The following is a 26,500-nucleotide window of genomic DNA, read 5'->3' on the forward strand; positions in this document are numbered from 1 at the left end:
GGAAAACGCGGACTGGGCTGCCCTCGCTTTAGCCGGATTTGTTGAGCGCCCGCAAGCTGTGAATCAAATCGGCGCTATAGGAGGCGAAAGTTATCCCCGCGGGGGGGAAAAGTCAAATTCCACTTGCGCCAGGGCGCTTCAGCCGGCGAGACGTTCGACGGCCTCGCGCACGCGCATCGGTTCGTCCATCCTGAGGATGCGCTGTACCTTCGGGGCCAGTTCGCCGACGTCGGCGCGCAGCACCTGCTGCTTGATTTCCAGCACGTTGGCCGGGTGCATGGAGAAGTGGCGCAGACCCATGCCCAGCAGCAGCAGGGTGTAGGCCGGATCGCCGGCCATCTCGCCGCACACCGATACCGGCAGGCCGTAGCGCGCGCCGGTCTGGATGGTCGCGCCGATGAGCTTGAGCACCGCTGGATGGAGGGGATCGTAGAGGTGCACGACGGCTTCGTTGGCGCGGTCGATGGCCAGCGTGTACTGGATGAGGTCGTTGGTGCCGATCGACAGGAAGGACAGCCGGCGGACGAACATGCCCAGCGCCAGCGCCGCCGCGGGGACCTCGACCATGCCGCCGATCTCCACGCTCTCGTCGAACCTGACCCGCTCGGCACGCAGCTCGGCCTTGGCGCGGTCGACCAGCGCCAGGGTCTGGTCGATCTCGTGGGCATGGGCCAGCATCGGCACCATGATGCGCAGCTTGCCGTGCGCCGAGGCGCGCAGCAGGGCGCGCAGCTGGGTGCGGAACATCTTCGGCTCGGCGAGCGAATAGCGCACCGCGCGCAGCCCGAGGGCCGGATTCGGCTCGACCCGGGTGTTGCCGTTGAGGGCCTTGTCGGCGCCGACGTCGAAGGTACGGATGGTCACCGGGCGCTTGCCCATGGTCTTCAGCACGCTGCGGTAGGCTTCGTACTGTTCATCCTCGTCGGGCAGGCTGTCGCGGCCGATGAAGAGGAATTCGGTACGGTACAGGCCGACACCGTCAGCGTTGACCGCACGCGCTGCGGCGATGTCCTTGGGGCCTTCGATGTTGACCAGCAGGTCGATGTGCTCGCCGCACAGCGTGTTCGCCGGGGTGTCCTTGAGGCGTTTCAGCTTCGAGCGCTCGAGCTCCAGCTCGGTGCGGCGCAGGCGGTACTCCTCGACGATGTGCTCGTCGGGGGCGACGATCACCACCCCGCGGGTGCCGTCGACGATGACCAGTTCGTCGTCTTCGAGCACGTCACGGATGTGATGCAGGCCGACTACCGCAGGGATGCCCAGGCTGCGTGCGACGATGGCGGTGTGGCTGGTGGGGCCGCCGACGTCGGTGACGAAACCGGCGATGTTGTGGTCGCGGAAGCCGATGGTGTCGGCCGGCGAGAGGTCGTGGGCGACGACGATGGTGCCAAGCCCGTCACGGCGCTTCGCCGGCAGGCGCCCGGGGTGGCCGAGCAGCACCTTCACCAGACGCTCGACGACCTGCACGACGTCGGCCTGGCGCTCGCGCAGGTAGGGATCCTCGATCTGCTGGAACTGTTCGACGAGATGCTCCATCTGCTGCACCAGCGCCCATTCGGCGTTGCAGCGGCGGGTGCTGACCAGCTCGCGGGCGGCGTCGACGAGCATCGGGTCGGCGAGCAGCATGATCTGCAGATCGACGAAGGCGCCCAGTTCGCTGTGCGCCTGACCGCCGCTGGCCGCCGCCTTGAGGCCGATGAGCTCGCCGTGCACGGTGGCGACGGCGTCGTCGAGGCGGTAGAGCTCCTCGGCGATGTACTTCTGCGCCACGTGGTAATGGTTGACCTCCAGCAGGGCATGGGAGATCAGGTGCACATGGCCGATGGCAATGCCCTGGGAGACGGCGAGGCCGTGGATGGTGAAGGCCATGACCCTATTCCTCTTCGCCGAAGCGGTCGGCGATCAGCGCGACGACGGCGGCCAGCGCCTCGTCGGCATCGGGTCCGGCGGTCTCGACGGTGACCGTGGAGCCGCGCGCCGCGGCCAGCATCATCACCCCCATGATGCTCTTGGCGTTGACGCGGCGGCCGTTGCGCTCCAGCCACACTTCGGCAGTGAAGGCGCTGGCGGTCTGGGTGAGTTTGGCCGAGGCGCGTGCATGCAGGCCGAGCTTGTTGATGATGGGGGCGTCCGCGGTGGGCATGGTCGGGGGCTCACTTGAGATGCAGCACGCCGTCGCAGCCGCCGGAGATGGCGCGCTGGACGAGTGTGTTCATGTCCTTGTCACGATAGGTCAGCACGCGCAGCAGCATGGGCAGGTTCACCCCGGTGATGCCTTCCACGCGCCCCGGATCGAGCAGCTTGGTGGCAATGTTGGAGGGAGTGGCGCCGTAGATGTCGGTCAGCACCAGCACTCCGCGGCCGCTGTCGGCCCACGCCACCATCTGTCGTGCCGAGGGCAGCAGGTCGAGCGGGTCGTCCTGCGCCGAGACGCCCAGTTGCAGCACCTGCTGCGGACGCTTGTTGAGGACGTGGCAGGCACACTGCAGCAGCGCTTCGCCGAGGGTGCCGTGGGTGATGAGGAAGATGCCGATCATGAGAGTGGTCTGTACGCGTCGCCCGATTGTAGCCGAAGCACAGCGAGCTGCTCATGCCGCACTGCGCCATGCTTTTTGCGCCTGCCGGGGGCTATGATCCTCCTCTGCCGTGCGCCTGTCGCGCCGGCCGTGCGGAGCCCGAACTTGGAACCCCTGCTCGTCATCGCCGTGCTTGCCGTCTGTGTGGTGCTGCTGTTCGACTACACCAACGGTTTTCACGATGCCGCCAACGTCGTTGCCACGGTGATCGCTTCGCGGGCGATGACGCCGGCGCGCGCGGTGGTGCTGGTGGCCACCTTCGAGTTTCTTGGCCCCTTGCTTGCCGGTACCGCGGTGGCCAATACCATCGGCGGCTTCGTCGATCTTGGCGAACTGCCCGCCGAGCTGTCGCTGGGGGTGCTGCTGTGCGGGCTCCTCGGCGCCATCGGCTGGAACCTGCTGACCTGGTGGTGGGGCATTCCGTCGTCGTCCTCGCACGCCCTGGTGGGCGGCCTGATCGGCGCGGTGGTCGCTGCCGTGGGCGCCGGCCACGTGGTCTGGGGCTTCGAGGCGTGGCTCGCCGGCGGCTCGCCCAGCGGGGTCAGCAAGGTGCTGCTGGCGCTGGTGCTGTCGCCCCTGCTCGGCTTTGCCGTCGGCTATCTCATCCACCGCCTGCTGTCCTTCCTGCTGCGCGCCGCGCGTCCGGCGTTCAACCGCCGCCTGCGTGCGGCGCAGTACTTCACCACTGCCGGACTGGCCTTCTCGCACGGCGCCAACGACGCCCAGAAGAGCATGGGCATCCTCACCCTGGTGCTGCTGCTCGGCGGCTTCATCCCCGCTTTCGAAGTCCCCTTCTGGGTGGTGCTGGCCTGCGCCACGGCAATGACCCTGGGCATCCTCTCCGGCGGCTGGCGCATCGTGCGCACGCTGGGCTTCGCGGTGTACAAGGTGCGTCCGCTGCACGCGCTGGACTCGCAGCTGACCTCGGCGGCGGTCATCCTCTCCGCCTCCATCGCCGGCGCCCCGGTATCCACCAGCCATGTCGTGGCCAGCTCCATCATGGGCATCGGCGCCTCCGAGCACCCGCGCCGGGTGCGCTGGGGCAAGGCCGGCGAGATCGCCGCCACCTGGGCGATCACCATCCCCGCGTCGGCTGCCGCCGGCGCCCTGTTGCTGCTGCTGCTGCGCCCCCTGTTCGAATGAGAGCCGCATCATGAGCGATACCCCGCCATCCATCGTCCACCGCATCCTCGACCGCGTCTTTCCCAAGGCCCCGGACTTTCACCGCCTGCTTGCCGAACAGGCCGACCAGGTGGTGCATACCGTGACCCTGCTGGTGCGCTTCATGGAAACCGCCGACCCGGCTACCGCCAAGCAGATCAAGAAGGACGAACACACCGCCGACACCATCAAGGTGCGCAACATCCACACCCTCAACGAAGCCTTCTCCACCCCCTTCGACCGCGAGGACATCTATCGCGCCATCATGGACCTCGACGAGGTGGTGAATTACTGCAAGAGCACAGTGAATGAGATGGACGTGCTCGGCGTTGGCCCCGACGTCTTCATGCACGACATGGCGCGCTGCCTGCACGAGGGTGTGATGGCCCTGGCGGCCGGCTTCGCGCGCCTCAGGACCACCCCCGAAGCTGCCGCCGGCGACGCCGACATCGCCCGCAAGGCCGAGCGCCGGGTGGAGAAGCTCTACCGCCGCGCGCTCGCCGAGCTCTTCCAGGGCGAGGACTACCTCAACATGTTCAAGCGCCGCGAGATCTACCGCCACCTCTCCAACGCCGCCGACCGCATGGCCCACGGCGCCAACACCCTGCACGACATCGTCGTCAAGAGCTGCTGAGCAGGGCTGCCTCGCGAGACCTCAGCGCACTGCGTTGAGGAAGTGCATGTGGCGCTCGTACTGGTCGAGCACGTCGTTGATGATGTCGGCCTTGGCCCAGCCCATGATGTCGTAGTCCTGGCCGCCCTCGCGCAGGTGCACCTCGGCGCGGTAGTACTTGAGCGCTTCGGCGCGTTCGCGCACGGTGTCGGCGATGACGAAGGAGGGCGGCTCGTAGGCGCGCGGGCGCACCGAGTAGAAGAAGTCGATCTCCTCGCCGTGGCCTACCTCGACCCACACGCGGCCGTCGCCGCCCTCTTCGTCCCCACCCCCGGTGCGCACGGTGAGGCCCTGGCGGCCCAGTTCCGCGGCGACTTCGTCGAGTGCCGGCAGCGCCACCTCGCGGAGGAAGCGCACCACCTCGTGGCGTTTGGGCTGGTGGATGATGTTGCGCAGGCGGCGCTGCCAGTTCAGTGCGGCGTGCGGGCCATGCGGCATCACGCGGGCGTCGCGCAGCGCGCTGCGCTTGAGTAGTTCGATGCGCAGCGCGCGCACCATGCCCCAGCACATCAGGATCATCACCAGGGTGAAGGGCAGTGCCGCGGCGATGGTGGCGGTCTGCAGCGCCCCCAGCCCCCCGGCGGCGAGTAGCGCCGCGGCCACCACGCCTTCCACCACCGCCCAGAACACCCGCTGCCATACCGGCGAATCGTCATGGCCGCCGTTGGTGAGCATGTCCACCACCAGCGAACCGGAGTCCGACGAGGTGACGAAGAAGGTCACCACCAGCAGCGTGGCGAGTAGCGAGGTGATCGCCGACAGCGGCATCTCCTCGAAGAAGCGGAACAGTGCCACCGCGGTGTCGGCGGCTACCGCGTCGGCGAGCTGACCGAGGCCCTGGATCATCACCATGTGGATGGCGGTGTCGCCGAAGAAGGTCATCCACATGAAGGTGAAGCCCACCGGCACCAGCAGCACGCCGACGACGAATTCGCGGATGGTGCGTCCGCGCGACACGCGCGCGATGAACAGGCCGACGAAGGGCGACCAGGCGATCCACCATGCCCAGTAGAACAGCGTCCACCCCCCGATCCAGCCGGTGGGCTCGTAGGCGTAGAGGTTGAAGGTCATCTCGAACAGGCTGGACAGGTACATGCCGGTGTTCTGCACCAGGGTCTGCAGCAGGAACACCGTTGGTCCGGCGACCAGAACGAAGGCCAGCAGCAGGACTGCGAGCAGCATGTTGAGCTCGGAGATGCGGCGGATGCCGCCGTCCAGGCCGAGCGCCACCGACAGCGTGGCGATGGCGGTGATCACGGCGATCAGCACCACCTGCACGGTGAGCGTGGTGGGGACGTCGAAGAGGTGGTTGAGCCCGGCATTGACCTGGATGACGCCGAAACCCAGCGAGGTGGCGACGCCGAAGATGGTGCCGAGCACCGCGAAGATGTCCACCGCGTGGCCCAGCGGGCCGTGGATGCGCTCGCCGATCAGCGGATAGAGCGCCGAGCGGATGGCCAGCGGCAGGCCGTGGCGGTAGGCGAAGTAGGCCAGCGAGAGCGCCACCACGGCGTAGATCGCCCAGGCGTGCACGCCCCAGTGGAAGAAGGTGATGCGCATCGCCTGGCGCGCGGCCTCGGCAGTCTGGGCGTCGCCTACCGGCGGGGTGACGTAGTGCATGATCGGCTCGGCGACGCCGAAGAACATCAGGCCGATGCCCATGCCGGCGGAGAACAGCATGGCGAACCACGAGGTGTTGCTGTAGTCCGGGCTGCTGTGCTCGGGGCCGAGGCGGATCTGGCCGAAGCCGGATACCGCGAGGATCACCACGAAGGTCAGGAAACCGGCTACCGCCAGCACGTAGAACCAGCCCGCGGAGGCGATGGTCCAGTCGCGCATGACGCCGAACACGCGCTCGGCGGACTCCGGCGCCAAGACGCCGAAGAGCACGAAGGCCAGCGCCAGGATGCTGGAGGTGTAGAACACCGGGGGGTTGATGAGGACGCGCGGGCGGGCGGCGCGGGCGGGGGGCTGTTCGGTCATGCAGTCTTCTCCGTGGAAGAAGGCCGGTGGGCCTGTTGCCGGTGGCGACGGGGGTGTCGTCGCCAGGAGTGACGCGCGCATGAGGCACGCCGGAAAAACACGCGGCGGCCACGGCCGCCACGGTTCACTCTAGCCCGCATGCCTCCCGCTGTCACTGCCGCTGCCATGAGCTCAGGCCTGATGGATCAATGCCGGGGGCTTGCGTAGAATGACAACGTCGATTTCACGGAACCCATAATGAGTATGTCCATGAACAACAAGATCCTCACTCTGCTGCTGCTCGCCCTCCCCGCCACCGTCATCGCCCAGGGCCGTTCGGCGGACTACGAACTGCAGCGCCTCGAGGATCTGGCGCCCTGCCTGCAGGTGCGCACCGCGGAACGCTGCCTGGCCTCTCTCGATGCCTATGTTGGCAGTCATCCCGAACAGGCCTATCCGGCGGGCAAGGCCGTCAGGCTGCACTTCAGGCACTGGGCGGCGCTGCGCTTCTTCGATCGCGCACTGCAGGGCGAGCAGGCCGACCAGGTTTGTGCGGACGAGGATTTTGCCCTCGCCATGCTGGCCGCCCTGGAGCTCCCGGCGGACCATGCGGAGCAGCAGATGGCGCGCGCACTGCTGCCCGGGCGTTGCTTCACCGATGTCCTGCCGGTGATCGAGGGCGCGCTGCAGCAGAGTTCGGCGAGCAGCTATCTGGTCAATGCCGCCTGCCCCACCCTGCAGCAGCACGGCCGTGTCCCGCCTGCCTGCCGCGGTGGCGCGCAGGATGGTGCTGCCGTGGCCGCAGCGGTGGTGGAAACCCTGCCGGAGCTCGACCCTGCGGCGCAGGATGTCGTCGGTCCGGTCACGGTGCTTGGGGGGCCGGAGGGCGCGGTGCTGCAGTTCGCTGCCCTGCAGGCGGAAGGCCTCTACCTCGTCAAGCTGAGCGGGGCAGGCGGGGACTGGGAAGGGCGCGTCCTCCTGCACCGGGAGGACAGCCGCGGGCTTCAGGGTTCCAGCTTGTGGACCGAGCACCAGGGCCAGCGCTTCGTCACCGTGGTCAGACGCGACCGGCGTGGCTACCCGAGCTACGTTGTTTCCCTGCCCGGGCGCAACAGCGCGGTGTACCGGTATCTCCACGACGACAGCAAGGCCGCCTCGGCCCGCCTCCTGCTGGACGAATGGCGCCGTCAGTCGAGATAGGTGTCGATTCGCCGCCAGCCGGGGCTGGCGGCGTCTGCCTTACTCCAGGCCCTGGCTGGCGAGGTATTCCTCGTAGCTGCCGCGGTAGTCGACGATGCTGCCGTCGAGCTTGATCTCGATGATGCGGGTGGCCAGCGAGCTGACGAACTCGCGGTCGTGCGAGACGAACACCAGGGTGCCGGGGAATTTCTCCAGGCCGCTGTTGAGCGACTCGATGGATTCCATGTCGAGGTGGTTGGTGGGCTCGTCCATCAGCAGCACGTTGGGGCGCGACAGCATCAGCTTGCCGAACAGCATGCGGCCCTGCTCGCCACCGGAGATCACCTTCACCGACTTCTTGACCTCGTCGCCGGAGAACAGCAGGCGGCCCAGGGTACCGCGTAGCAGGGTCTCGTTGTCCTCGCCGGTGGCCGCGGCGGTGATGCGCGAGTACTCGGCGATCCACTCCGTGAGGCTGACGTCCTGCGCGAAGTCGGCAGAGTGGTCCTGCGCGTAGTAGCCCAGCTTGGCCTTTTCGGCCCACTTCACGTGGCCCTTTTGCGGCGTCAGTTCGCCCATCAGCAGCTTCATCAGCGTGGTCTTGCCGACGCCGTTCTCACCGATGATCGCCACCTTGTCGCCGGCGTCGATGGCCATGCTGAACTTGCTGATCAGCGGCTTCTCCATGCCCTCGTAGGCGAAGCCGAGGCTGTCGATCTCGCAGGCGAGGCGGTGCAGCTTGTCCTTCTCGTCGTAGTCGAAGCGGATCCACGGGTACTGGCGGGAAGACGGCTTGACGTCCTCGGGCTTCAGCTTGTCGATCAGCTTCAGGCGGCTGGTGGCCTGCTTGGCCTTCGACTTGTTGGCCGAGAAGCGCCGCACGAAGGCCTGCAGCTCCTGGATCTTGTCCTTGGCGCGCGCATTGGCGGCTGACTGGCGCTCGCGCGCCATGGTGGACGCTTCCATGTAGTCGTCGTAGTTGCCGGCGTACACGGTGATGGTGCCGTAGTCCAGGTCCGCCATGTGGGTGCACACCTGGTTGAGGAAGTGACGGTCGTGGGAGATGATCACCATGGTGGAATTGCGCTCGTTGAGCACCTCTTCCAGCCAGCGGATGGTGTTGATGTCGAGGTTGTTGGTCGGCTCGTCGAGGAGCAGGATGTCCGGGTTGGCGAACAGCGCCTGGCACAGCAGCACGCGCAGCTTCCAGCCCGGGGCGACGTTCTTCATCGGCCCGTTGTGCAGTTCGGTGCCGATGCCCACGCCCAGCAGCAGCTCGCCGGCGCGCGCCTCGGCGGTGTAGCCGTCGTACTCGCCGACCTTGCCTTCGAGCTCGGCGGCGTGCATGTAGTCGTCTTCGCTGGCCTCAGGGTTGGCGTAGATGGCGTCGCGCTCCTGGATCGCCGCCCACAGCTCCTCGTGGCCCATCATCACCACGTCGAGCACGCGCTGCTCTTCATAGGCGAACTGGTCCTGGCGCAGATAGGCCATGCGCTCGTGGGTATCCTTGGAGACGTTGCCTGCGGAGGGCTCGAGGATGCCGCAGAGGATCTTCATGAAGGTCGACTTGCCGGCGCCGTTGGCGCCGATCAGGCCGTAGCGGTTGCCCTCGCCGAACTTGACGGAGACGTTCTCGAACAGGGGCTTGGCCCCGAACTGCATGGTGATGTTGGCGGCGACGAGCACGGAAGATCCTGATATTCAGATAAAACAAAGCCTTGCATTATAGCGCAAGGCGTGTTTGGCTGCCGCGCATTGTGCGCTGCGGCAAGCTTACAGCCACTTCTGCAGGAACAGCGCCTGGCCGGCTGCGGGGTCGAGCTGGTAGGGGGCGAAGCCGGCACGCGCGTAGGCGGCCAGCGCGGGTCGATTGTTGGACAGTACTTCCAGGGTGAGCTTGCAGCAGCCGCGTGCGCGCGCGGCACCCTCGGCGGCGGCGAGCAGGGCGGCGCCTACGCCGCGGCCGCGGTGGCCGGCATGCACGGCGATGTCGTGGATGTTGAGCAGCGGCCGCGCCTTGAAGGTGGAAAAACCCTCGAAGCAGTTGATCAGGCCGACGGCCTCGTCGGCGGCGAAGGCGAGGAAGGAGACGAAGCCGGGATGGTCGGCGAGCCGCGCCGGCAGTTCGTCCTTGACCGCTTCGGCGAGCCCTTCGCCGCCGCCCATGGGGTCGCGCGCGTAGTGGTCGAGGAGGGCGACGAAGGCAGCCGCGTGGGGGCGGCGACGCAGGTCGGTTGCTTCGATGCGGAGCATGGCGGGGCTCACTCGGTAGCAATGACGACGCGGTTGCGGCCGTCGTGTTTGGCGCGGTAGAGCGCGTCGTCGGCGCGGTTGACCAGGCGCTGGTAGTCGGGGTGGCCGTCGTGCATGGCCAGGCCGATGCTGGTGGTGACGCGCAATGAGCGACCGTCGGCGAGCAGGAAGCTCTCCTGTTCGACACGGCTGCGGATCTTTTCTGCCACCCGGCGGGCGTGCGCCTCGTCCACCTCTACCAGCAGCACCAGAAACTCCTCGCCGCCGTAACGGAACAGGAAGTCGCCCGAGCGCACGGTGTTCAGCAGCAGGCTGGCCATCTGCTGCAGCACGCGGTCGCCGGCTTCGTGGCCGTGGCGGTCGTTGATGTGCTTGAAGTGGTCGACGTCGACCAGCAGCAGGGCGAAGGGCTTGCCCTGGTTGCGGCTGATCTCGGTCTCGCGGCTGAGGATGGCGGGCAGGAAGCGGCGGTTGAGCAACTGGGTGAGGGCATCCTTGCCCGATTCGAGATCGACGAAGCGTTCGAACATTGCCCCGACGAGGAACTTGAGCTGCCCCAGTTCGGCCTGCACGGCCTTGATCAGGCGGCGGGTCTCCTCGCGCTCGCCGTTTTCGAGCTGGCCGGCGCACAGCGGCAGGAGGTTGTCGTCGACGCTGTGGATGGCGAGGCGGATCGCCGGCAGCTCGGAAGAGCCTTCGAAGATCGCCGTGGCTTTGTGGTGCAGCCACAGGCCGAAGGAGGAGTCGCCCAGGGTCTGCAGTTCGTCACCGGCGGCACCGGCCATCATTTCCTGCAGGAAGCGGTTTTCCCAGTCGAGCAGGGCGGCGCGCTGGCGTTCGCGCTCCAGCGACATGTTCTGGCCGTAGGAGAACACCCGGTAGGCTTCATCGATGCGCGCGGCGCGTTCGTGCGAGGCGACGTAGGCCGAGCTCATCTCCTCGAAGGCGATGTCGATGAGGTTGTCGGCGTACAGTACCGCGTCCACCAGCGCTTCGCCGTCCAGCCCGCCCTGCAGCAGGCGGTGGGCGATCTCGCCCTTCAGCACACGGGCGCCGCGGGCAACGATATTGACCGGCAGTTCCACGCGCGCGTGCACTTCGCCGACGTGGCGCTGCATGGCCATGGCGGCGGCGAACTGGTCGCGGTCGGCACAGGAAAACAGCGTGCTCAGCCAGCGCTGCATGGAGTGCCGGAGGCGCTTTTCCACCGCGTCATGGGTAAGGAAGGGGCGCGCGTCGACATCGCCCATCATGCGGGCGTAGAACGCTACCGCCATGTCTTCGCAGTGCTCGTCGACGACCTTGCGGAGGGCGTTGCGGGTGCTCTCCGGCACGCTGTCGAAGAGGCTGATCCAGTCGGCTTCCATGGTGCCGCTGAGCGGCAGGTTGTTGGTGTGCATGGGGTAGGCGCGGTGTTGGGGGGGTGGCCGCACATTCTCCCACGAAGCCGCGGCGCTTGCCGGGCGTCCTGTTCAGCGCTGGCGCACCAGCAGCAGTCCGCACTCCAGATGGTGGGTGTAGGGAAACTGGTCGAAGGCGGCGGCTGCGGCGATGCGATGGGTGGCGGCGAGCGCTTCGGCGTTGTCGCGCAAGGTCTGTGGGTTGCAGGAGATGTAGAGGATGTGCTCGAAGCCGGCGGCGAGCGCCACCGTGGCCGGGTCCAGGCCGCTGCGCGGCGGGTCCACGAACAGCGTCGAGAAGCGGTAGCCGGTCAGGTCCACGCCCTGCATGCGGCGGTACTCGCGCCCGCCGGCCATGGCGTCGGAGAGTTCCTCGCTCGACATGCGCACCATGGTGATGTTGTCGGCGCCGTTGGCCTCGATGTTGTAGAGCGCCGCGCGCACCGAGGACTTCGACAGCTCGGTGGCCAGCACCCGCCCGAACAGCGGCGCCAGCGCGATGGTGAAGTTGCCGTTGCCGCAGTAAAGCTCCAGCAGGTCGCCGCCCGCATCTGCGGCCTGCGCGCGCGCCCAGCCCAGCATCTTGCGGTTCACTTCGCCATTGGGCTGGGTAAAGCTGCCTTCGATCTGCTGGTAGCGCAGCCGGCGGCCGTCGAGTTCGAATTCTTCCAGCAGCCAGTCGCGCTCCAGCACGATCTTCTGCCCGCGGCTGCGGCCGATGATCTGCGCGCCCAGTGCGGCGGCCAGTTCGCGCGCGGCGGTCTCCCATTCCGGGCCCAGCTTGCGGTGGTAGACCAGGCTCACCATCAGCTCGCCGGAGAGCGTGGCGAGGAACTCGACCTGGAAGATGCGCCGCTTGAGTTCCTCGCTGGCGATCAGCGCCTCGCGCAGGCGCGGCATGGCGCGCGCGATCGGCGCGGCGGCGGGCGGGAAGTCGTCGAGCAGGATGGGTTGCTTGGGGTTGTCGGCGTCGAACATCGCGTAGTCGACGCGTCCGCCGTGGTGCCACAGGCGGAACTCGGCGCGCATGCGGTAGTGGAGCGGCTCCGAGCTGAACACCTGCGGCTCGGGCAGGCCGAGCGGGGCGAAGTCGGCCTTGAAGCGGGCGAGCTTGTCGGCGAGCTGGGCGTCGTAGTGGGCGGGGTCGAAGATGGGCAGGGGCATGGGTGATGGACGGCGGCTTCCACCGAAGCGGGTTACGCGGCGGAGCACCTAAAGTGGAACAACGAAGCGCCCTCCCCTTGAAGGGGAAGGAACCTGCAAATACGGGCTTTACCAGTGTCGCATTAGGGTGCCAGAAAACGGGCGATGAAGCAGGGCGCGGCCGGGTCGACCCCGGCGGGCAGGGCCAGCCAGGCGCGGTGGCCGCTGCCGGGCAGGCGCTCGATGGGGTTGCCGTCGGCGTCCTCCAGGCGGTCGACCACGGTTTCGACATTGCCGCCGGGCTGTACGAACTCCAGCCGGTCGCCGCGCCCGAAGGCGTTCCTGGCCTCGATCTCGATGCGTCCGCGTGCCGCGTCGAAGCCCGCCAGGTCGCCCACATACAGGCTGCGTCCGGACTCCGAATGGCCGCGCAGGTAGTTCTGGTGGTCCGGGGTGTGGTGGCGCTGGTAGAAGCCGTCGGTGTAGCCACGGTTGGCCAGGCCTTCCAGTTCGCCCAGCAGCGTGGGGTCGAAGGGGCGGCCGGCAAGCGCGTCGGCTATGGCGCGGCGGTAGGCCTGCGCGGTGCGTGCGACGTAGTAGGGGCTCTTGGTGCGGCCTTCGATCTTCAGCGAATCGACGCCGATCTCGACCAGGCGCTGGACGTGCTCGATGGCGCGCAGATCGCGCGAGTTGAGGATGTAGGTGCCGTGCTCGTCCTCTTCGGCCGGCATCAGCTCGCCTGGCCGGCTGCCTTCTTCCAGCAGCCAGACCTTGCTGCCGCCCAGGTGGCGCGGCCCGCCGCCCAGCGCCGCGCCGCTGCGGGTGGCGGTACCGACGGTGCCGAAGTCGGTGGGATTGCCGAGCGGCGCGCTGCCGCAGGCGTGCACGTCGCCGGCGGCGTTCTCGTCGGCTTCATGCAGCTTGTAGTCCCAGCGGCAGGAATTGGTGCAGCTGCCCTGGTTGGGGTCGCGGTGGTTGAAGTAGCCGGAGAGCAGGCAGCGCCCGGAATAGGCGATGCACAGCGCGCCGTGCACGAAGACTTCCAGCTCCATGTCCGGGCAGGCGTCGCGGATCTCGGCCACTTCGTCGAGCGACAGCTCGCGCGACAGGATGATGCGTTTCACCCCCACCGACTGCCAGAAGCGCACCGATGCCCAGTTGGTGGTGTTGGCCTGCACCGACAGATGCACCGGCAGTTCCGGCCAGCGCTCGCGCACCATCATGATCAGCCCGGGGTCGGCCATGATCAGCGCGTCCGGGCGCAGCTCGACTACCTCGGCCATGTCTTCCAGGTAGGTGCGCAGCTTGGCGTTGTGCGGGACGATGTTGCTGACCAGGTAGAACTGCTTGCCGGCGGCGTGAGCCTCGTGGATGCCGGTGGCCAGGGTATCGACGCGGCCGAAGTCGTTGTTGCGCACGCGCAGCGAGTAGCGCGGCTGGCCGGCATACACCGCGTCCGCGCCATAGGCGAAGGCGGTGCGCATCATCGCCAGCGAGCCGGCGGGGGCGAGCAGTTCGGGGCGTTTCATGAGAATGGAGACGGGCGGGGGAAGGCGGGGTGGGGCGCGATTCTACCGCGCCCGCGCCTCAGGCCTGCTCAAAGCGGCGGCGAAAGCCGTCCGGTACGCCGGCAATCTTGCGTGCGCCATAGTCGAAGAAGACGATGCCGGTCTTGCCGCGCGCCACTTCGCGGCCGCTGTCGCGCTCGCGCATGCGCCACACCAGGTCGCAGCCGTACTTGCCGAACTCGCGGGCGTCCATCTCCACCTGCATGACCTCGCCGTGAAAGGCTTCGGACTTGTACTGCAGCGCGGCGTCGGCGACGATGATGCCCAGGCCTTCGACGTCCAGTTCGCCGTAGCCCATGGACTTCAGCCAGCGCACCCGCGCCTCCGAGACCACGGTGAGCAGCAGGGCGTTGTCCAGATGGCCGCCGTAGTTCATGTGGCTCAGATAGAGCGGGATCTCGGTGGCAAAGACGAAGCGGTCGGGCAGGTCGATGTGGATGCGGGCCATGGTGTCGGGCGGCAGTGAACCGCGGGTTGGGATGAGCCCGCGATGATAGCGCCAGAGCTCAGCGCTCTTCAGACAACTTCATTGCCTGCGGCTTCGGGCTTGGGCGGCAGTTTGCTGGCGAGAAAGTCGTCGAGGCCCTTGTGCACCAGCTCGAAGGTCTTCATGATCGCGCTCTCGACCTCGCCGCCGAGCACGCCGAGGCCGTCGAGGATGTCGCGGGCCTCGTTGAAGCCTTTCTCGAAGCCGCCGCGGATGAGATCGACGAAGTCGCGCGCGACCTGCTCGGCGTCGCCATCGGGGCGCTGTGCGGCAAAGGCCTCGAAGAAGCCGGTGGCGAAGCTGAGGATGCGTTCTGCCGTGGCTTCCGGGGAGTTGTCCTGGTTGGCGGCGGCATTCTCGATGGCATTGGGGCCGAGTTCGGCTTCCAGTGTTTCGTTGAGGCTGTCGATGGCGCTGCGGTAGAGCAGGGCGAGGGCGTCGTCGCCGGCCTTGATGGAGACTTCCAGCGAGGATTGCAGGATCTGCGTGTTGAGCGTCTGCTGCGCGGCGGCGCGGGTGTCGGCCGGGCGTGCGGCGGCAGGAGCAGCGGACTTGTCGGCGGAGGCGGGGCGGGCTTCGCCGGCGGGGCTGATGGGCAGTGCGGGCATGGCGACTCTCCTTGGCGGTCGGCATACACGGCCGCGTTGCAGCGTTAACGGCAGCGCGGCACAGAACTTGAGGGCTTTGCTGCGCCGGCGCTTGTGCTGCGCCGGAGGGCGACTTATCGTGCGCGCTTTCCCCTGTCAGCTTCATCTCATGCCCGAACCCGCACAACAATCCGGCCTTGGCCTCATGGACGTTGCCACTTTCGGGCAGGTGTTCACCCCGGAAGCGGTGGTGGGCGCGATGCTCGCCCTGCGCCAGCGCGCCGGCCGCGTGCTGGAACCGTCGTGCGGCGATGGCGCCTTCCTGGGCCGCTTGCCGGGTGCGGTGGGCATCGAGCTGGACGCCGGCCACTGCCCCGCGGGCGCGCTCAACATCGACTTCTTCGCCTATCCGGACAGCGAGAAGTTCGACACCATCATCGGCAATCCGCCCTACGTGCGCTTCCAGGACATCCTGCCGGAGACCCGTCGGCGGCTGGCCTCGGCGCATTTCGACGGGCGCTCCAACCTCTACCTTTTCTTCATCGAGAAGTGCCTGCGCCACCTCGCCCCGGGGGGCGAGCTGATCTTCATTACCCCGCGCGACTTCCTCAAGGCCACCTCCGCGGTGCGCCTGAACCGCCTGCTCTACCAGCAGGGCAGCATCACCCACGCCATCGAACTGGGTGACGCGCGGGTGTTCGACGGCGCGCTGCCCAACTGCCTGATCTGGCGCTTCGAGAAGGACTGCGGCGAGCGCCGCATGCAGGTTGCCGAACTGGGCAGCGGTGACGACGTCGCGGCGCTGCTCGCCGATCCGCCCTGGCAGGAACGCCACTTCGTCGAGGCCGGCGGCCACCTGATGTTCGCCCGCGGCGACTATCCGCTGCACCTGGGCGACGTGGCGATGGTCAAGGTCGGCGCGGTGTCCGGTGCCGACGAGGTATACGAAGACATCCTGCAGGGCAATCGCGACTTCGTCTGCTCCTCCACCGTGGCCACCGGGCGCACCCGCCGCATGATCTGGGTAGACCCCGGCGACCCGCCGCCGCACGCCCTGTTGCCCTACAAGGCGCGCCTCATCGCGCGCAAGGTGCAGAAGTTCGACGAACGCAACTGGTGGCAGTGGGGGCGCGGCTACTACCAGTCCGAGCGCCCGCGGGTCTACGTGAACGGCCGCACCCGCCAGCCCGCGCCCTTCTTCCTGCACCCCTGCACGCACTACGACGGCGCCGTGCTGGCGATCTTCCCGCACTGCGAGGACATCGACCTCGCCGCCTTCCGCGACGCGCTCAACGCCGTAGACTGGGCCGATCTCGGCTTCGTCTGCGACGGCCGTTTCCTGTTCACCCAGCGCAGCCTGGCCCACGCGCCGCTGCCGGAGCACTTCCGCCGCTTTCTGCCCGAAAAGGGGTGAAAGTGGCCTGCAGCCCTTGGTGTAACATTGCCCGCAAACAATCGCCGCAGCGCATCCGCCTGCGGCGTTCTTCGCGAGAACAGCCTCCATGGTTCCCCATCTCACCACCGCACTGACCGGCCCCCTGCTGGAGCTGGAAAAGACCTTTCTCGACAAGGCCACCGAGATCGAACGCTGGATGCGCGTGCAGTGGCAGGACCACCTGCCACCGTTCTACGGTTCCACCGACCTGCGCAATTCCGGCTTCAAGCTCGCGCCGGTGGACCTCAACCTCTTCCCCGGCGGCTTCAACAACCTCAACGACGCCTTCATGCCCTTGTGCGTGCAGGCCGCGCAGTCGGCCATCGAGCGCATCTGCCCGGATGCGCGCAGCCTGCTGCTGATCCCGGAGAACCACACCCGCAACCAGTTCTACCTGCAGAACGTTGCCAAGCTGGTGTCCATCCTGCGCCTCACCGGGCTCAAGGTGCGCATCGGCTCGCTGCTGCCGGAGATCGCCGAGCCCACCGTGCTGGAACTGGCCAACGGTTCGACGCTGACTCTGGAACCCCTGCGGCACAGCAACGGACGCCTTGGTCTGGACGGCTTCGAGCCCTGCGCGGTGCTGCTCAACAACGACCTGTCCGGCGGCGTGCCGGAAGTGTTGCGCGGACTTGAGGACCAGTGGCTGATCCCGCCGTTGCACGCCGGCTGGCATGTGCGCCGCAAGTCCAGACATGCCGAATGCTATGACCGCGTGGCGCGCGAGTTCGCCACCGCCATCGGCATCGATCCCTGGCGCATCAACCCGGAATTCGGCGTCTGCGGGCAGATCAACTTCCAGGAGCGTACCGGCGAGGAATGCCTGGCCGCGCAGGTGGACAGCCTGCTTGCCCGCATCCGCGAGAAGTACAAGGAGTACGGCGTCACCGACGAGCCCTTCGTGGTGGTCAAGGCCGATGCCGGCACCTACGGCATGGGGGTGATGACGGTCAGGGATGCCTCCGAGGTGGTCGGCCTCAACCGCCGCCAGCGCAACAAGATGGCGGTGGTCAAGGAGGGCCTGGAGGTGCACGAGGTCATCATCCAGGAAGGCGTGCACACCTTCGAAACCGTCGAAGGCGCGGTCGCCGAGCCGGTGGTGTACATGATGGACCACTACGTCGTGGGCGGTTTCTACCGCGTGCACACCGAGCGCGGGCGCGACGAGAACCTCAACGCCCCGGGCATGCACTTCAAGCCGCTGGCCTTCGAGACCTGCTGCACGCTGCCCGATACCGCCCAGGGCCCGGATGCGCCGCCCAACCGTTTCTACGCCTATGGCGTGGTGGCGCGTCTGGCACTGCTGGCAGCTTCGGTGGAGATCGAGGAAACCGCACCGGCCGCCGACCTCGCCGAGCTGGCGGCGCTGGGGTGAGACGATGAGCACGACCCTGCGCCTGGCCTTCATCCTCGACCCGCTCGCCGCACTGAAGCCCTACAAGGATTCCAGCATCGCCATGATGCGCGCGGCCGCGGCGCGTGGCCACGAAATCTGGACCATCCAGCGCGAGGCCCTGGCCTGGCGCGACAGCGCCGTGCATGCGCGCGCCCTGCGCGTCCGCCCGCTGACCGGCGATCAGCCCTGGTACGAGGCCGGCGAAGCCGCCGTGGTGCCGCTGGCGCAGTTCGACGCCGTGGTGATGCGCCAGGATCCGCCCTTCGACTTCGAATACGTCACCGCCACCTGGCTGCTGGAGCGTGCGGCGGCCCGCGGCGCGCGGGTGTTCAACGCGCCGCGGGCGATCCGCGACCATTCCGAGAAGCTCGCCATCACCGAGTTCGCGCAGTTCACCGCCACCACCCTGGTGGCGCGCGATGTGGGCGAGATCAACGCCTTCATCGACGAGCTCGGCGAGGTGGTGCTGAAGCCGCTCGACGGCATGGGCGGCAGCCAGATCTTCCGCGTCCGTGCCGACGACCCCAACCGCAACGTGATCCTGGAAACCCTCACCCACGAGGGCGCGCGCACCATCATGGCGCAGCGCTACCTGCCGGCCATCAGCGCGGGCGACAAGCGGGTGCTGATCATCGGCGGCGAGGTGGTGCCCTATGCCCTGGCGCGCATCCCCAAGGCCGGCGAGACGCGCGGCAACCTCGCCGCCGGCGGACGCGGCGTGGCGATGCCGCTCACCGGGCGCGAACGCGAGATCGCCGAGACCCTCGCCCCCGTGCTGTGGGCGCGCGGCCTGATGGTGGTCGGCCTTGACGTCATCGGTGGCCACCTTACCGAGGTCAACGTCACCAGCCCCACCTGCTTCGTCGAGATCGCCGCGCAGAGCGGCTTCGACGTCGCAGCGCTGTTCGTCGACAAGCTTGAGGCGGCCTGCGCGCAGGCGCGGGGCGGCGCATGACCGACCTGCGTTCATGGGGCCGCCGCGTTGCCCTGCTTGGCCTGCTGCTGGCCTGCGCAGCCCTGTTCGGGGCCTGCTCGCGCGCCGAGGTGCACCGCCAGGAGGCCTATGTGTTCGGCACCCGGGTGGATGTCTCGGTGTATGGCAGCGACCCCGCCGAGGCGCGCCGCGCGATGGACGCAGTGCTGCGCGAGTTCGACCGCCTGCACGCCGCCTATCACGCCTGGAAACCGTCCGAACTGACCCGCCTCAACGAGGCCCTGGCGCGCGGCGAGACGGTGGAGGTCTCCGAGGAGCTCGCCATGCTGCTGCGCGATGCGCAGGCCATGGCGGCGACCGGCGGCGAACTCTTCGACCCCGCGCTGGGCCGCCTGGTCGCACTGTGGGGCTTCCATACCGACGAGTTCGTGCCGGTGCAGCCCGAACCCGAGGCGCTGCAGGCGCTGCTCGACGCCCGTCCGCGCATGGCCGACCTGAGCATCGTCGGGCGCCAGGTCTCCAGCCGCAACCCGATGGTGCAGATCGACCTCGGTGGTTACGCCAAGGGCTACGCGCTTGAGCGCGCCGCCGCCATCCTGCGCGAAAAGGGTTCCACCAACGCGCTGGTGAACATCGGCGGCAACGTCATCGCACTTGGCGCCAAGGGCGACCAGCCCTGGCGCATCGGCATCCAGCACCCGCGCGAACCGCGCCCGCTGGCCACCATGCCGCTGTACGACGGCGAGGCCATCGGCACCTCCGGGGATTACCAGCGCTATTTCGAATCCGGCGGCGAACGCTTTTCCCATCTCCTCGACCCGCGCACCGGCTACCCGGCACGCGGCACTCAGGCGCTCACCGTGCTGATCACCGGCCGCGAGCACGCCGGCACGCTGTCCGACGGCCCCAGCAAACCGGCCTTCATCGCCGGTGACGCGTGGCGCGAATACACTCGGCGCTACGGCATCGACCACGCCCTGCGGGTGGCCGCCGACGGCCGCGTGGAGGTCACCCGTGCGCTGCGCGCGCGCCTGCAGTGGGTGCCGGGCAGTCAGGCCGACCTCGTCGTGGACTGAAGAACTTTGCCCCCCCGCAGCGCTCTCAAGCGCATGCGTACTCTCTTCCGCCTCTGCCTGATGGGTCTGGCCACGCTGCTGCTGGCCGGTTGCGGCGTGCGCTTCGCATACACCCAGCTCGACTGGCTGCTGCCCTGGTATCTGCGCGATTTCGTCACCCTGCAGGGTGAGCAGCGCAGTGCACTGGATCAGCGTCTGGACAGACTGCTGGACTGGCACTGCCGTGAGCAGCTGCCGGATTACGCTGCCTTGCTGCGCGACACCCGGACGGCAGTGGACGAAGGCGCGCTGGATGCGCAGCGTCTCGATGCCCTGCTGGCCCGTGGCGAGGGCTTGTGGGACGTGCTGATGACGGCCGTGGTGGACGATGCAGAGGCATTGCTGGCCAGCCTCGACGACGCCCAGGTGGCTGAGCTGGCAGCGGCCTTCGAGCGCCGCAATGCCAAGGCGCGCAAGGAGCATCTCGAAGGTTCTGCCGAGCACCTCCACGCCGGTCGCGTCGAGCGCATGGAGAAACGCCTGCGCGACTGGTTCGGCCGTCTCGAAGACCCTCAGCGCGAGCAGGTGGCGGCGTGGAGCCGCGCCCTGCAGCCCACCGCCGAGGATTGGCTGGCGCACCGCGCGGCCTGGCAGCGCGCTCTTCTCGACCTCCTCGGCCGGCGTGCCGGCGGCACCCTGCCGGCGGGCGAGCTGGAGCCCCTGTTGCGCACTCCGCAGGCGCACTGGGACGCCGCTTACCGCGCCCGCGTGACGCACAACCGCGCCCTTACCCTGAGCCTGTTGGCCGATCTCGTCAACGCCGCGACACCGCGCCAGCGCCTGCGCCTGCGCGCCGAGCTCGACAAGCTGGCCAGCCAGTTCGAACGCCTGGCTTGCGCTCCGTCGCTGCCCGCCCCGGCCTGAGGCGGGGCGGATACAGTCGGCCGACGATTCGCCCCGGCGCTGCACCCGGCGTTTCCCATCGCGGCGGTGTAGCATCGACGCTCGCCTGCCGCATGGCGATACCACCACCGTGCCCGAGAACCGCCCATGCCTCCCAAGACCCAGCTCGACCGCCTCGCCATCGGCATGATGGTGCTGTTCTGCACCATATGGGGGGTGCAGCAGGTCGCCATCAAGCTTGCCAATGCCGGCATCTCCCCGGTCTGGCAGGCCGGCCTGCGTTCCATCGGCGCGGCGCTGCTGGTGCTGGCGTGGGCCGTCGGTCGGCGGGTGAGACTTTTCGAGGCCGATGGCAGCCTGCCCGGCGGGGTGCTCGCCGGCCTGCTGTTTGCCGCTGAATTTGCGCTGATCTTCATCGGCCTGCAGTACACCAGCGCCTCGCGCGGGGTCATCTTCCTGTACACCGCGCCCTTCTTCGTTGCCCTCGGGGCGGTGTGGCTGCTGCCCCACGAGCACATGCGCCGCACCCAGTGGGCGGGCATGGCGCTGGCGTTCTGCGGGGTGCTGGTGCTGTTCGGCGAGAACCTCCTCGGCGCCGCCGGGGAGGCCTGGAAAGGCGATCTGCTGATCTTCTGTTCCGCCTTCTTCTGGGCGGCAACCACCCTTACGGTGAAGGCGTCGGCGCTCAACCGCGTCAGCGCCGAGAAGACCTTGCTCTACCAGCTTGTCGTCTCCGCGCTGATCCTGCCGCCGCTGGCGCTGCTGATGGGCGAGCCGGGCATCTTCGCGCCCTCGCCGCTGGTGTGGGCGAGCCTCGCCTTTCAGATCGTGGTGGTCGCCTCGGCGAGCTATCTGGGCTGGTTCTGGCTGGTACGCCAGTATCCGGCGACGCGGCTGTCGTCGTTCTCCTTCCTGACCCCGGTGATGGGGGTGCTGGCCGGTGGCGTGCTGCTCGGTGAGCCGCTCACGCCGGCAGTGTTCGCCGCCCTCGGGCTGGTCGGCAGCGGCATCTGGATCGCCAACCGTCCCCCGCGTCGACGCTGAAGAGGTGTGAACGGGCGCGCTTTACGTTGTCCCGTCAGCCCGCGCTGCCGTCTCTGGCGGCTTCCACCACCCAGTCGGCAAAGCGCTGCACCTCGCTGCGCATCGTCCGCGGTGCGGGAATCAGCCAGAAGCCGCGTCCGGGTATAGGCAGGCGCTGGCTGCCGATCACCTGCAGGCGGCCGTCCTCGATCAGCGGATCGATCAGCACGCTGCGCCCGATTGCCAGCCCCTGGCCGGCAGCCGCAGCGTGGATGAGCTGGTCGTAGTGCGAAAAGACGATGCGCGTGCGGGGCCGCACACCCTCCAGTCCAGCGGCCTGCAGCCAGTGTTCCCAGCCCAGCCAGGGAAAGCCCGGCTCGCCATAGTCGAGCAGGGTGAGTCCGGGCAGGGTGGCAGCGTTCAGCTCCAGCCCGGCAGCCAGTGCCGGGTGGCCGACGGGCATCACCGTTTCGCTGAACAGCTTTACCGCCTCCGCCGGTGTGTCGCGGTCGGCGCAGTAGCGCAGGGCGAGGTCGACATCCTCGCGCGCCAGGTCGATTACCCGGTTGCCGGCGGCAATGCGCACCTCGGTCTCGGGGTGACGCTGCTGGAAGTCGCGCAGCCGTGGCACCAGCCACAGCGCGGCAATGCCGATGGAGGCCGTTACGGTCACCGGGCGCGCGCCGGATGGGCGTATCGCCGCGGCCAGGCGGGCGTACTCGTCGAGCCAGCCAGCGGCGGCGGCGGCCAGACGGCTGCCGTCGGCGGTGAGTTGCAGGCTGCGCACACCGCGGTGGAAGAGCGTCACGCCGAGGGCGGCCTCCAGCGTCTGCACCTGACGGCTGATCGCCGACTGGGTGAGATGGAGTTCGTCCGCCGCGAGGGTGAAGGAGAGGTGACGGGCAGCGGCAACGAAGCCGCGCAGTGGATCCAGCGGCAGTCGTCTGAAGGTATTCTCATGCATGAATAAAACGCATCCTTGTGATGCGAATTGGCCGTTTGTATGGAGGCTAGTGGATGTCGATACTGCATGCAAGGGCGTCTGGTCCGGGGTCATCCCGATCCGCGGCGGCGGCCCGCCAGGAGATGATCATGGACAGGCTCGACGACACGCGTGCCCTGACGCTGCGTGCCCACGCCACCGAGGTGCTGAGCGGCGCCGCCGGCACCGAGGTGTTCTGTCGCAGCGGCTGCGTGTGGATCACCCAGTACGGTGACCACCGCGACATCATTGTCACCGCCGGGCAATCCTTCGTGCTGACCCTGCCCACCGCGGTGGTGCTCAGTGCCCATCGCGGGGCGCGCATCGAACTGCGCCAGACAGTGCCGCGCCGCCGGGCCTGGCGCAGCCTGCTCGGCTGGCTCGATCCGCGCAATGGCAGCGCGGCGGCGCGTGAGCTGAGCGGCCGTCTGCGCCACTGGCAGGATGCCACCGGCGGACGCGACATGCGTCCGCTATAGTGGCAGCGTGAGCAAGCCGCCGGGAGCGCCGATGTCTGCCATCACCGCCGCGGAGGGCAATCCGCAGATCGAGTTCTGGTTCGAGTTTGCCAGCACCTATTCCTATCTCGCGGTGATGCGCATCGAGGCGGCTGCGCAGGCCGCCGGGGTGGACGTGGTGTGGAAGCCCTTCCTGCTCGGCCCGGTGTTCCTGTCGCTGGGCTGGAACGATTCGCCGTTCAACATCTATCCGCCCAAGGGGCGCTACATGTGGCGCGATCTCGCCCGTCTGGCGGCCAGGTATGGCCTGCCCTTCCGCATGCCCAGCCAGTTTCCGCGCAACGGTCTGCTCGCTGCGCGGGTGGCGCTGGTTGGGGTTGCCGAGGGCTGGGTGGCGGCATTCTCCCGCGCCGCCATGTTGGCGAGCTTCGCCGAGGATCGTGACATTGCCGACGACGCAGTGATCGGTGAGCTCCTCGCTGCGCTCGGCTTGCCGGCGCCGGAGGTGCTGGCGCGCGCGCAGGCGGCGGAAAACAAGCAGGCCTTGCGCGCGCAGACCGAACGCGCGGCCGAGATCGGCCTGTTCGGCGCACCCAGCTTTCGTGTCGGCGAGGAGCTGTTCTGGGGCAACGACCGACTGGAGGATGCCCTGGCCTGGGCACGCGCCGGACCTTGAGCCGGGGGGATCTTACTGCCGTTCGGCTTCGCGCTTGCGGATGCGCTCTTCGTAGCGTGCGCGGTCGCGTGCGGCCTGATCGGCGCGCTGTGCGGCAGCAGTTTCGGCACGGCTGCGACGTTCGTCGCGTTCGGCATCGCGTGCGCTGCGTGTCTGTTGCGCTTCGGCCTGGCGCCGCGCGGCGGCAGCCTCACGCTCCTGCTGGCGCTGTGCTGCCTCGGGGCTGGGGGTGGGGTCGGGGAGGGTGATCGCGGTCGGTGCGGCGGCGCCTTCCGGCGGCGGCACGGCCCCCAGGGCCGCGGCGCGGCGCTGGCGCTCGGCAAGGTCGAGGCGGCGCGCCTCGGCTTCCAGTTCGCGGGCGCGGCGGATCTCCGCCAGGCGTGCGTCCTTGGCCTGCTGGATGCACCGGTTGACCTGGAAGCGCTCGTAACACTGCGGCTCCTCGGCGGCGAAGCGCGCCTCCGCAGCGTCGCGGATGGTCTTGGCCTCGTCCTGCAGGCGGGTGCTGCGCTGCAGATCGGTTTCGGCGATCGCTGCCGGGCTGATGGCCAGCAGTACGGCAAACACGGCGGCGGGTGCGGAGAGCAGGGCAGGTCGGGTCATGCGGGCACCGGGTGGAGGCAGCGGACGCGTAGAATAACGCCTTTGTACTCCGAAGCGATGACGTGATCCAGTTTCGAAATATGTCATTGGCGCGCGGCGCCCGCGTGCTGGTCGAAGAGGCCACGCTGCAGATCCACCCTGGCTGGCGGGTCGGCCTGACCGGCGCCAACGGCAGCGGCAAGTCCAGCCTGTTCGCCCTGCTGCGCGGCGAACTGCACCCCGAGCGCGGTGACCTGGAGATGCCGGCCGCCTGGGTGATCGCCCATGTGGCGCAGGAAACCCCCGCCCTGCAACGTTCGGCGCTGGACTACGCGCTCGACGGCGACGCCGAACTGCGCCGCATCGAGGACGAGCTCGCCCGCCTGGAAGCCCATCACGACCCCGCGGACGGCGCCCATATCGGCGAACTGCACGCCCGCCTGCACGAGATCGGCGGCTATGCCGCACGTGCGCGCGCCGCGGCGCTGCTGGACGGCCTGGGCTTCCTGCCCGCCGACCTGGAGCGCCCGGTGGCGGACTTCTCCGGCGGCTGGCGGATGCGCCTGAACCTCGCCCAGGCGCTGATGTGCCGCTCCGACCTGCTGCTGCTCGACGAACCCACCAACCACCTCGACCTCGACGCGGTGATCTGGCTCGAGCAGTGGCTGCGCGACTACCGCGGCACCCTGCTGCTGATCTCGCACGACCGCGAATTCCTCGACGCCTGCGTGAGCCATGTCGCCCATGTGGAGAACCGCCGCCTGACGCTGTACTCCGGCGGCTATTCGGACTTCGAGCGCCAGCGCGCCGAACGCCTGTCCCAGCAGCAGCAGCTCTTCGACAAGCAGCAGCGCGAGATTGCCCACATCGAGGACTACATCCGCCGCTTCCGCGCCAAGGCCACCAAGGCGCGCCAGGCGCAGAGCCGCATCAAGGCGCTGGAACGCATGGAGCGCATCGCCGCGGCGCATGTGGATACCCCGTTCTCCTTCAGCTTCCGCGATGCCCCCCCGGCGCCCGACCCGCTGCTCGCCATCGAGGACGGCGCCGTGGGCTATGGCGACACGCCCATCCTGTCGGGCTTCAAGCTCACCCTGCGCCCCGGCGAGCGCATCGGCCTGCTGGGACGCAACGGCGCCGGCAAGTCCACGCTGATCAAGCTGCTCGCCGGCGAACTCGCCCTCGCGGCCGGCAGCCGCAGCGAAGGCAAGGGCCTGGCCACCGGCTACTTCGCCCAGCATCAGCTGGAAACCCTGCGCCCGGACGAATCGCCCCTGCAGCACATGGTGCGCCTCGACCCGGCGGCGCGCGAGCAGGACCTGCGCGACTATCTGGGCGGTTTCGACTTCCGCGGCGACGGCGTGGGCGGCACCTCCACCCCGGCCACCGGGCCCTGCGGCAGCTTCTCCGGCGGCGAGAAGTCACGTCTGGCGCTGGCGCTGCTGATCTGGCGCCGCCCCAACCTGCTGCTGCTGGATGAGCCCACCAACCACCTCGACCTCGAGATGCGCCACGCATTGACGCTGGCGCTGCAGGACTACGAGGGCGGCATGGTGCTGGTCTCCCACGACCGCGCGCTGCTGCGCGCCACCTGCGACCGCTTCCTGCTGGTCGATGGCGGCCGCGTACAGCCCTTCGACGGCGACCTCGACGACTACCGCGACTGGCTGGCCGAACGCCGCGTGCAGGCGGCAGCCGCCGCGCAGTGCCCCGACCGCGTCGCCGACAAGGCCGCGCGCAAGGCCGACCGCGCCCAGGCCGCGGCCGACCGTCAGGCCCGCCTGGCCGCCCGCCGCCCGCTGGTCAAGGAAAGCGAGCAACTGGAGCGCAAGCTCGCCGGCTGGCAGGCCGAGAGGCAGCAACTCGACACCCGTCTCGCCGACCCCGCCTTCTACGCCAACCCCGACCCCGCCGAACTGCAGGCGCTCAACCGCCGCCAGGCCGAACTCGGCGCGCTGATCGAGGACGCCGAACTGCGCTGGCTGGAACTCGCCGAAGCGCTCGAAGCGCTGGCGGTGGACGGCGACTGAGAGACCCTGCCGGCGATGGTAGAATCGCCCGCTGTTCCCG

25 protein-coding genes are annotated in these 26,500 nt (G+C 68.5%); 12 read left to right on the forward strand and 13 right to left on the reverse strand.

What is annotated here, in order from left to right; translation table 11 throughout:
• Window positions 1-138 precede the first annotated feature (138 nt).
• The 3 genes from ptsP to C8261_RS02315 are packed head-to-tail and all read right to left on the reverse strand — an operon-like array spanning window position 139 to window position 2,534.
• A complete protein-coding gene (ptsP, locus tag C8261_RS02305) occupies window positions 139-1,866 on the reverse strand; it encodes a phosphoenolpyruvate--protein phosphotransferase (protein WP_107492055.1) in 1,728 nt (575 codons plus the stop codon).
• Window positions 1,867-1,870: 4 nt separating this feature from the next.
• Window positions 1,871-2,140 carry an HPr family phosphocarrier protein gene (locus C8261_RS02310; RefSeq protein WP_107492056.1) on the reverse strand — a complete coding sequence of 90 codons (270 nt, stop codon included), beginning with the start codon at window positions 2,138-2,140 and terminating at the stop codon, window positions 1,871-1,873.
• 10 nt (window positions 2,141-2,150) lie between these two features.
• The gene (locus tag C8261_RS02315) at window positions 2,151-2,534 is read right to left on the reverse strand and encodes a PTS sugar transporter subunit IIA (RefSeq protein ID WP_107492057.1); all 384 of its coding nucleotides are present in this window, start codon (window positions 2,532-2,534) and stop codon (window positions 2,151-2,153) included.
• A 144-nt stretch (window positions 2,535-2,678) separates the two neighbouring features.
• Between C8261_RS02315 and C8261_RS02320 the strand changes: the two genes are divergently transcribed.
• Window positions 2,679-3,716, forward strand: a complete 1,038-nt coding sequence (locus C8261_RS02320; RefSeq protein WP_107492347.1) for an inorganic phosphate transporter — start codon at window positions 2,679-2,681, stop codon at window positions 3,714-3,716.
• Window positions 3,717-3,726: 10 nt separating this feature from the next.
• Window positions 3,727-4,368 (forward strand): DUF47 domain-containing protein, encoded by a 642-nt coding sequence (locus C8261_RS02325; protein ID WP_107492058.1) that lies wholly within the window; start codon window positions 3,727-3,729, stop codon window positions 4,366-4,368.
• A gap of 21 nt (window positions 4,369-4,389) precedes the next feature.
• On the opposite strand, the gene betT is transcribed toward C8261_RS02325, so the two are convergent.
• Window positions 4,390-6,390, reverse strand: coding sequence for a choline BCCT transporter BetT (betT, locus tag C8261_RS02330; protein WP_107492059.1), 2,001 nt, complete (start codon window positions 6,388-6,390; stop codon window positions 4,390-4,392).
• 249 nt (window positions 6,391-6,639) lie between these two features.
• Between betT and C8261_RS02335 the strand changes: the two genes are divergently transcribed.
• A complete protein-coding gene (locus C8261_RS02335) occupies window positions 6,640-7,569 on the forward strand; it encodes a hypothetical protein (RefSeq protein WP_107492060.1) in 930 nt (309 codons plus the stop codon).
• Between the two features lie 39 nt (window positions 7,570-7,608).
• On the opposite strand, the gene C8261_RS02340 is transcribed toward C8261_RS02335, so the two are convergent.
• The 7 genes from C8261_RS02340 to C8261_RS02370 all read right to left on the reverse strand — a co-directional run bounded on the left by C8261_RS02340 (window position 7,609) and on the right by C8261_RS02370 (window position 15,007).
• Entirely contained in the window at window positions 7,609-9,234 is a 1,626-nt protein-coding gene (locus C8261_RS02340) for an ABC-F family ATPase (RefSeq protein ID WP_107492061.1), read from the reverse strand.
• Window positions 9,235-9,321: 87 nt separating this feature from the next.
• A complete protein-coding gene (locus C8261_RS02345; protein WP_107492062.1) occupies window positions 9,322-9,801 on the reverse strand; it encodes a GNAT family N-acetyltransferase in 480 nt (159 codons plus the stop codon).
• Between the two features lie 8 nt (window positions 9,802-9,809).
• A complete protein-coding gene (locus C8261_RS02350; RefSeq protein ID WP_107492063.1) occupies window positions 9,810-11,201 on the reverse strand; it encodes a diguanylate cyclase in 1,392 nt (463 codons plus the stop codon).
• Window positions 11,202-11,273: 72 nt separating this feature from the next.
• The gene (trmA, locus tag C8261_RS02355) at window positions 11,274-12,365 is read right to left on the reverse strand and encodes a tRNA (uridine(54)-C5)-methyltransferase TrmA (protein WP_107492064.1); all 1,092 of its coding nucleotides are present in this window, start codon (window positions 12,363-12,365) and stop codon (window positions 11,274-11,276) included.
• Window positions 12,366-12,487: 122 nt separating this feature from the next.
• The gene (gene trhP, locus C8261_RS02360) at window positions 12,488-13,873 is read right to left on the reverse strand and encodes a prephenate-dependent tRNA uridine(34) hydroxylase TrhP (RefSeq protein ID WP_107492065.1); all 1,386 of its coding nucleotides are present in this window, start codon (window positions 13,871-13,873) and stop codon (window positions 12,488-12,490) included.
• Window positions 13,874-13,931: 58 nt separating this feature from the next.
• On the reverse strand, window positions 13,932-14,360 hold the full coding sequence (locus C8261_RS02365) for an acyl-CoA thioesterase (protein WP_107492066.1): 429 nt from the start codon (window positions 14,358-14,360) through the stop codon (window positions 13,932-13,934).
• Between the two features lie 68 nt (window positions 14,361-14,428).
• A complete protein-coding gene (locus C8261_RS02370; RefSeq protein WP_107492067.1) occupies window positions 14,429-15,007 on the reverse strand; it encodes a DUF5610 domain-containing protein in 579 nt (192 codons plus the stop codon).
• Between the two features lie 184 nt (window positions 15,008-15,191).
• Between C8261_RS02370 and C8261_RS02375 the strand changes: the two genes are divergently transcribed.
• From C8261_RS02375 to C8261_RS02400, 6 genes are all read left to right on the forward strand, one after another.
• Window positions 15,192-16,400 (forward strand): Eco57I restriction-modification methylase domain-containing protein, encoded by a 1,209-nt coding sequence (locus C8261_RS02375; protein WP_235864807.1) that lies wholly within the window; start codon window positions 15,192-15,194, stop codon window positions 16,398-16,400.
• A gap of 88 nt (window positions 16,401-16,488) precedes the next feature.
• Entirely contained in the window at window positions 16,489-17,796 is a 1,308-nt protein-coding gene (gene gshA, locus C8261_RS02380) for a glutamate--cysteine ligase (protein ID WP_107492069.1), read from the forward strand.
• 4 nt (window positions 17,797-17,800) lie between these two features.
• Window positions 17,801-18,772, forward strand: coding sequence for a glutathione synthase (gene gshB / locus C8261_RS02385; protein WP_107492070.1), 972 nt, complete (start codon window positions 17,801-17,803; stop codon window positions 18,770-18,772).
• Window positions 18,769-19,827: an FAD:protein FMN transferase gene (locus C8261_RS02390; protein ID WP_181358820.1), complete on the forward strand. Its 1,059-nt coding sequence runs from the start codon at window positions 18,769-18,771 to the stop codon at window positions 19,825-19,827. Before gshB ends, C8261_RS02390 begins: the two co-directional genes overlap by 4 nt.
• Before the next feature lie 33 nt (window positions 19,828-19,860).
• Complete coding sequence (locus C8261_RS02395; protein WP_107492071.1) at window positions 19,861-20,730, forward strand: DUF6279 family lipoprotein; 870 nt, start codon at window positions 19,861-19,863, stop codon at window positions 20,728-20,730.
• Between the two features lie 126 nt (window positions 20,731-20,856).
• The gene (locus C8261_RS02400; protein ID WP_107492072.1) at window positions 20,857-21,753 is read left to right on the forward strand and encodes a DMT family transporter; all 897 of its coding nucleotides are present in this window, start codon (window positions 20,857-20,859) and stop codon (window positions 21,751-21,753) included.
• Between the two features lie 34 nt (window positions 21,754-21,787).
• Here the strand turns inward: C8261_RS02400 and C8261_RS02405 are convergent, their stop codons facing one another.
• Complete coding sequence (locus C8261_RS02405) at window positions 21,788-22,696, reverse strand: LysR substrate-binding domain-containing protein (protein ID WP_107492073.1); 909 nt, start codon at window positions 22,694-22,696, stop codon at window positions 21,788-21,790.
• Between the two features lie 128 nt (window positions 22,697-22,824).
• Between C8261_RS02405 and C8261_RS02410 the strand changes: the two genes are divergently transcribed.
• Window positions 22,825-23,193, forward strand: a complete 369-nt coding sequence (locus tag C8261_RS02410) for a DUF2917 domain-containing protein (RefSeq protein WP_181358821.1) — start codon at window positions 22,825-22,827, stop codon at window positions 23,191-23,193.
• Window positions 23,194-23,224: 31 nt separating this feature from the next.
• Window positions 23,225-23,848 (forward strand): 2-hydroxychromene-2-carboxylate isomerase, encoded by a 624-nt coding sequence (locus tag C8261_RS02415; protein ID WP_107492075.1) that lies wholly within the window; start codon window positions 23,225-23,227, stop codon window positions 23,846-23,848.
• A 12-nt stretch (window positions 23,849-23,860) separates the two neighbouring features.
• On the opposite strand, the gene C8261_RS02420 is transcribed toward C8261_RS02415, so the two are convergent.
• Window positions 23,861-24,451 (reverse strand): hypothetical protein, encoded by a 591-nt coding sequence (locus tag C8261_RS02420; protein ID WP_107492076.1) that lies wholly within the window; start codon window positions 24,449-24,451, stop codon window positions 23,861-23,863.
• Window positions 24,452-24,513: 62 nt separating this feature from the next.
• Between C8261_RS02420 and C8261_RS02425 the strand changes: the two genes are divergently transcribed.
• Window positions 24,514-26,460 carry an ATP-binding cassette domain-containing protein gene (locus C8261_RS02425; protein ID WP_107492077.1) on the forward strand — a complete coding sequence of 649 codons (1,947 nt, stop codon included), beginning with the start codon at window positions 24,514-24,516 and terminating at the stop codon, window positions 26,458-26,460.
• Window positions 26,461-26,500: the final 40 nt, after the last annotated feature.

Source organism: Pseudothauera lacus, assembly GCF_003034845.1.
Classification (GTDB): domain Bacteria; phylum Pseudomonadota; class Gammaproteobacteria; order Burkholderiales; family Rhodocyclaceae; genus Pseudothauera; species Pseudothauera lacus.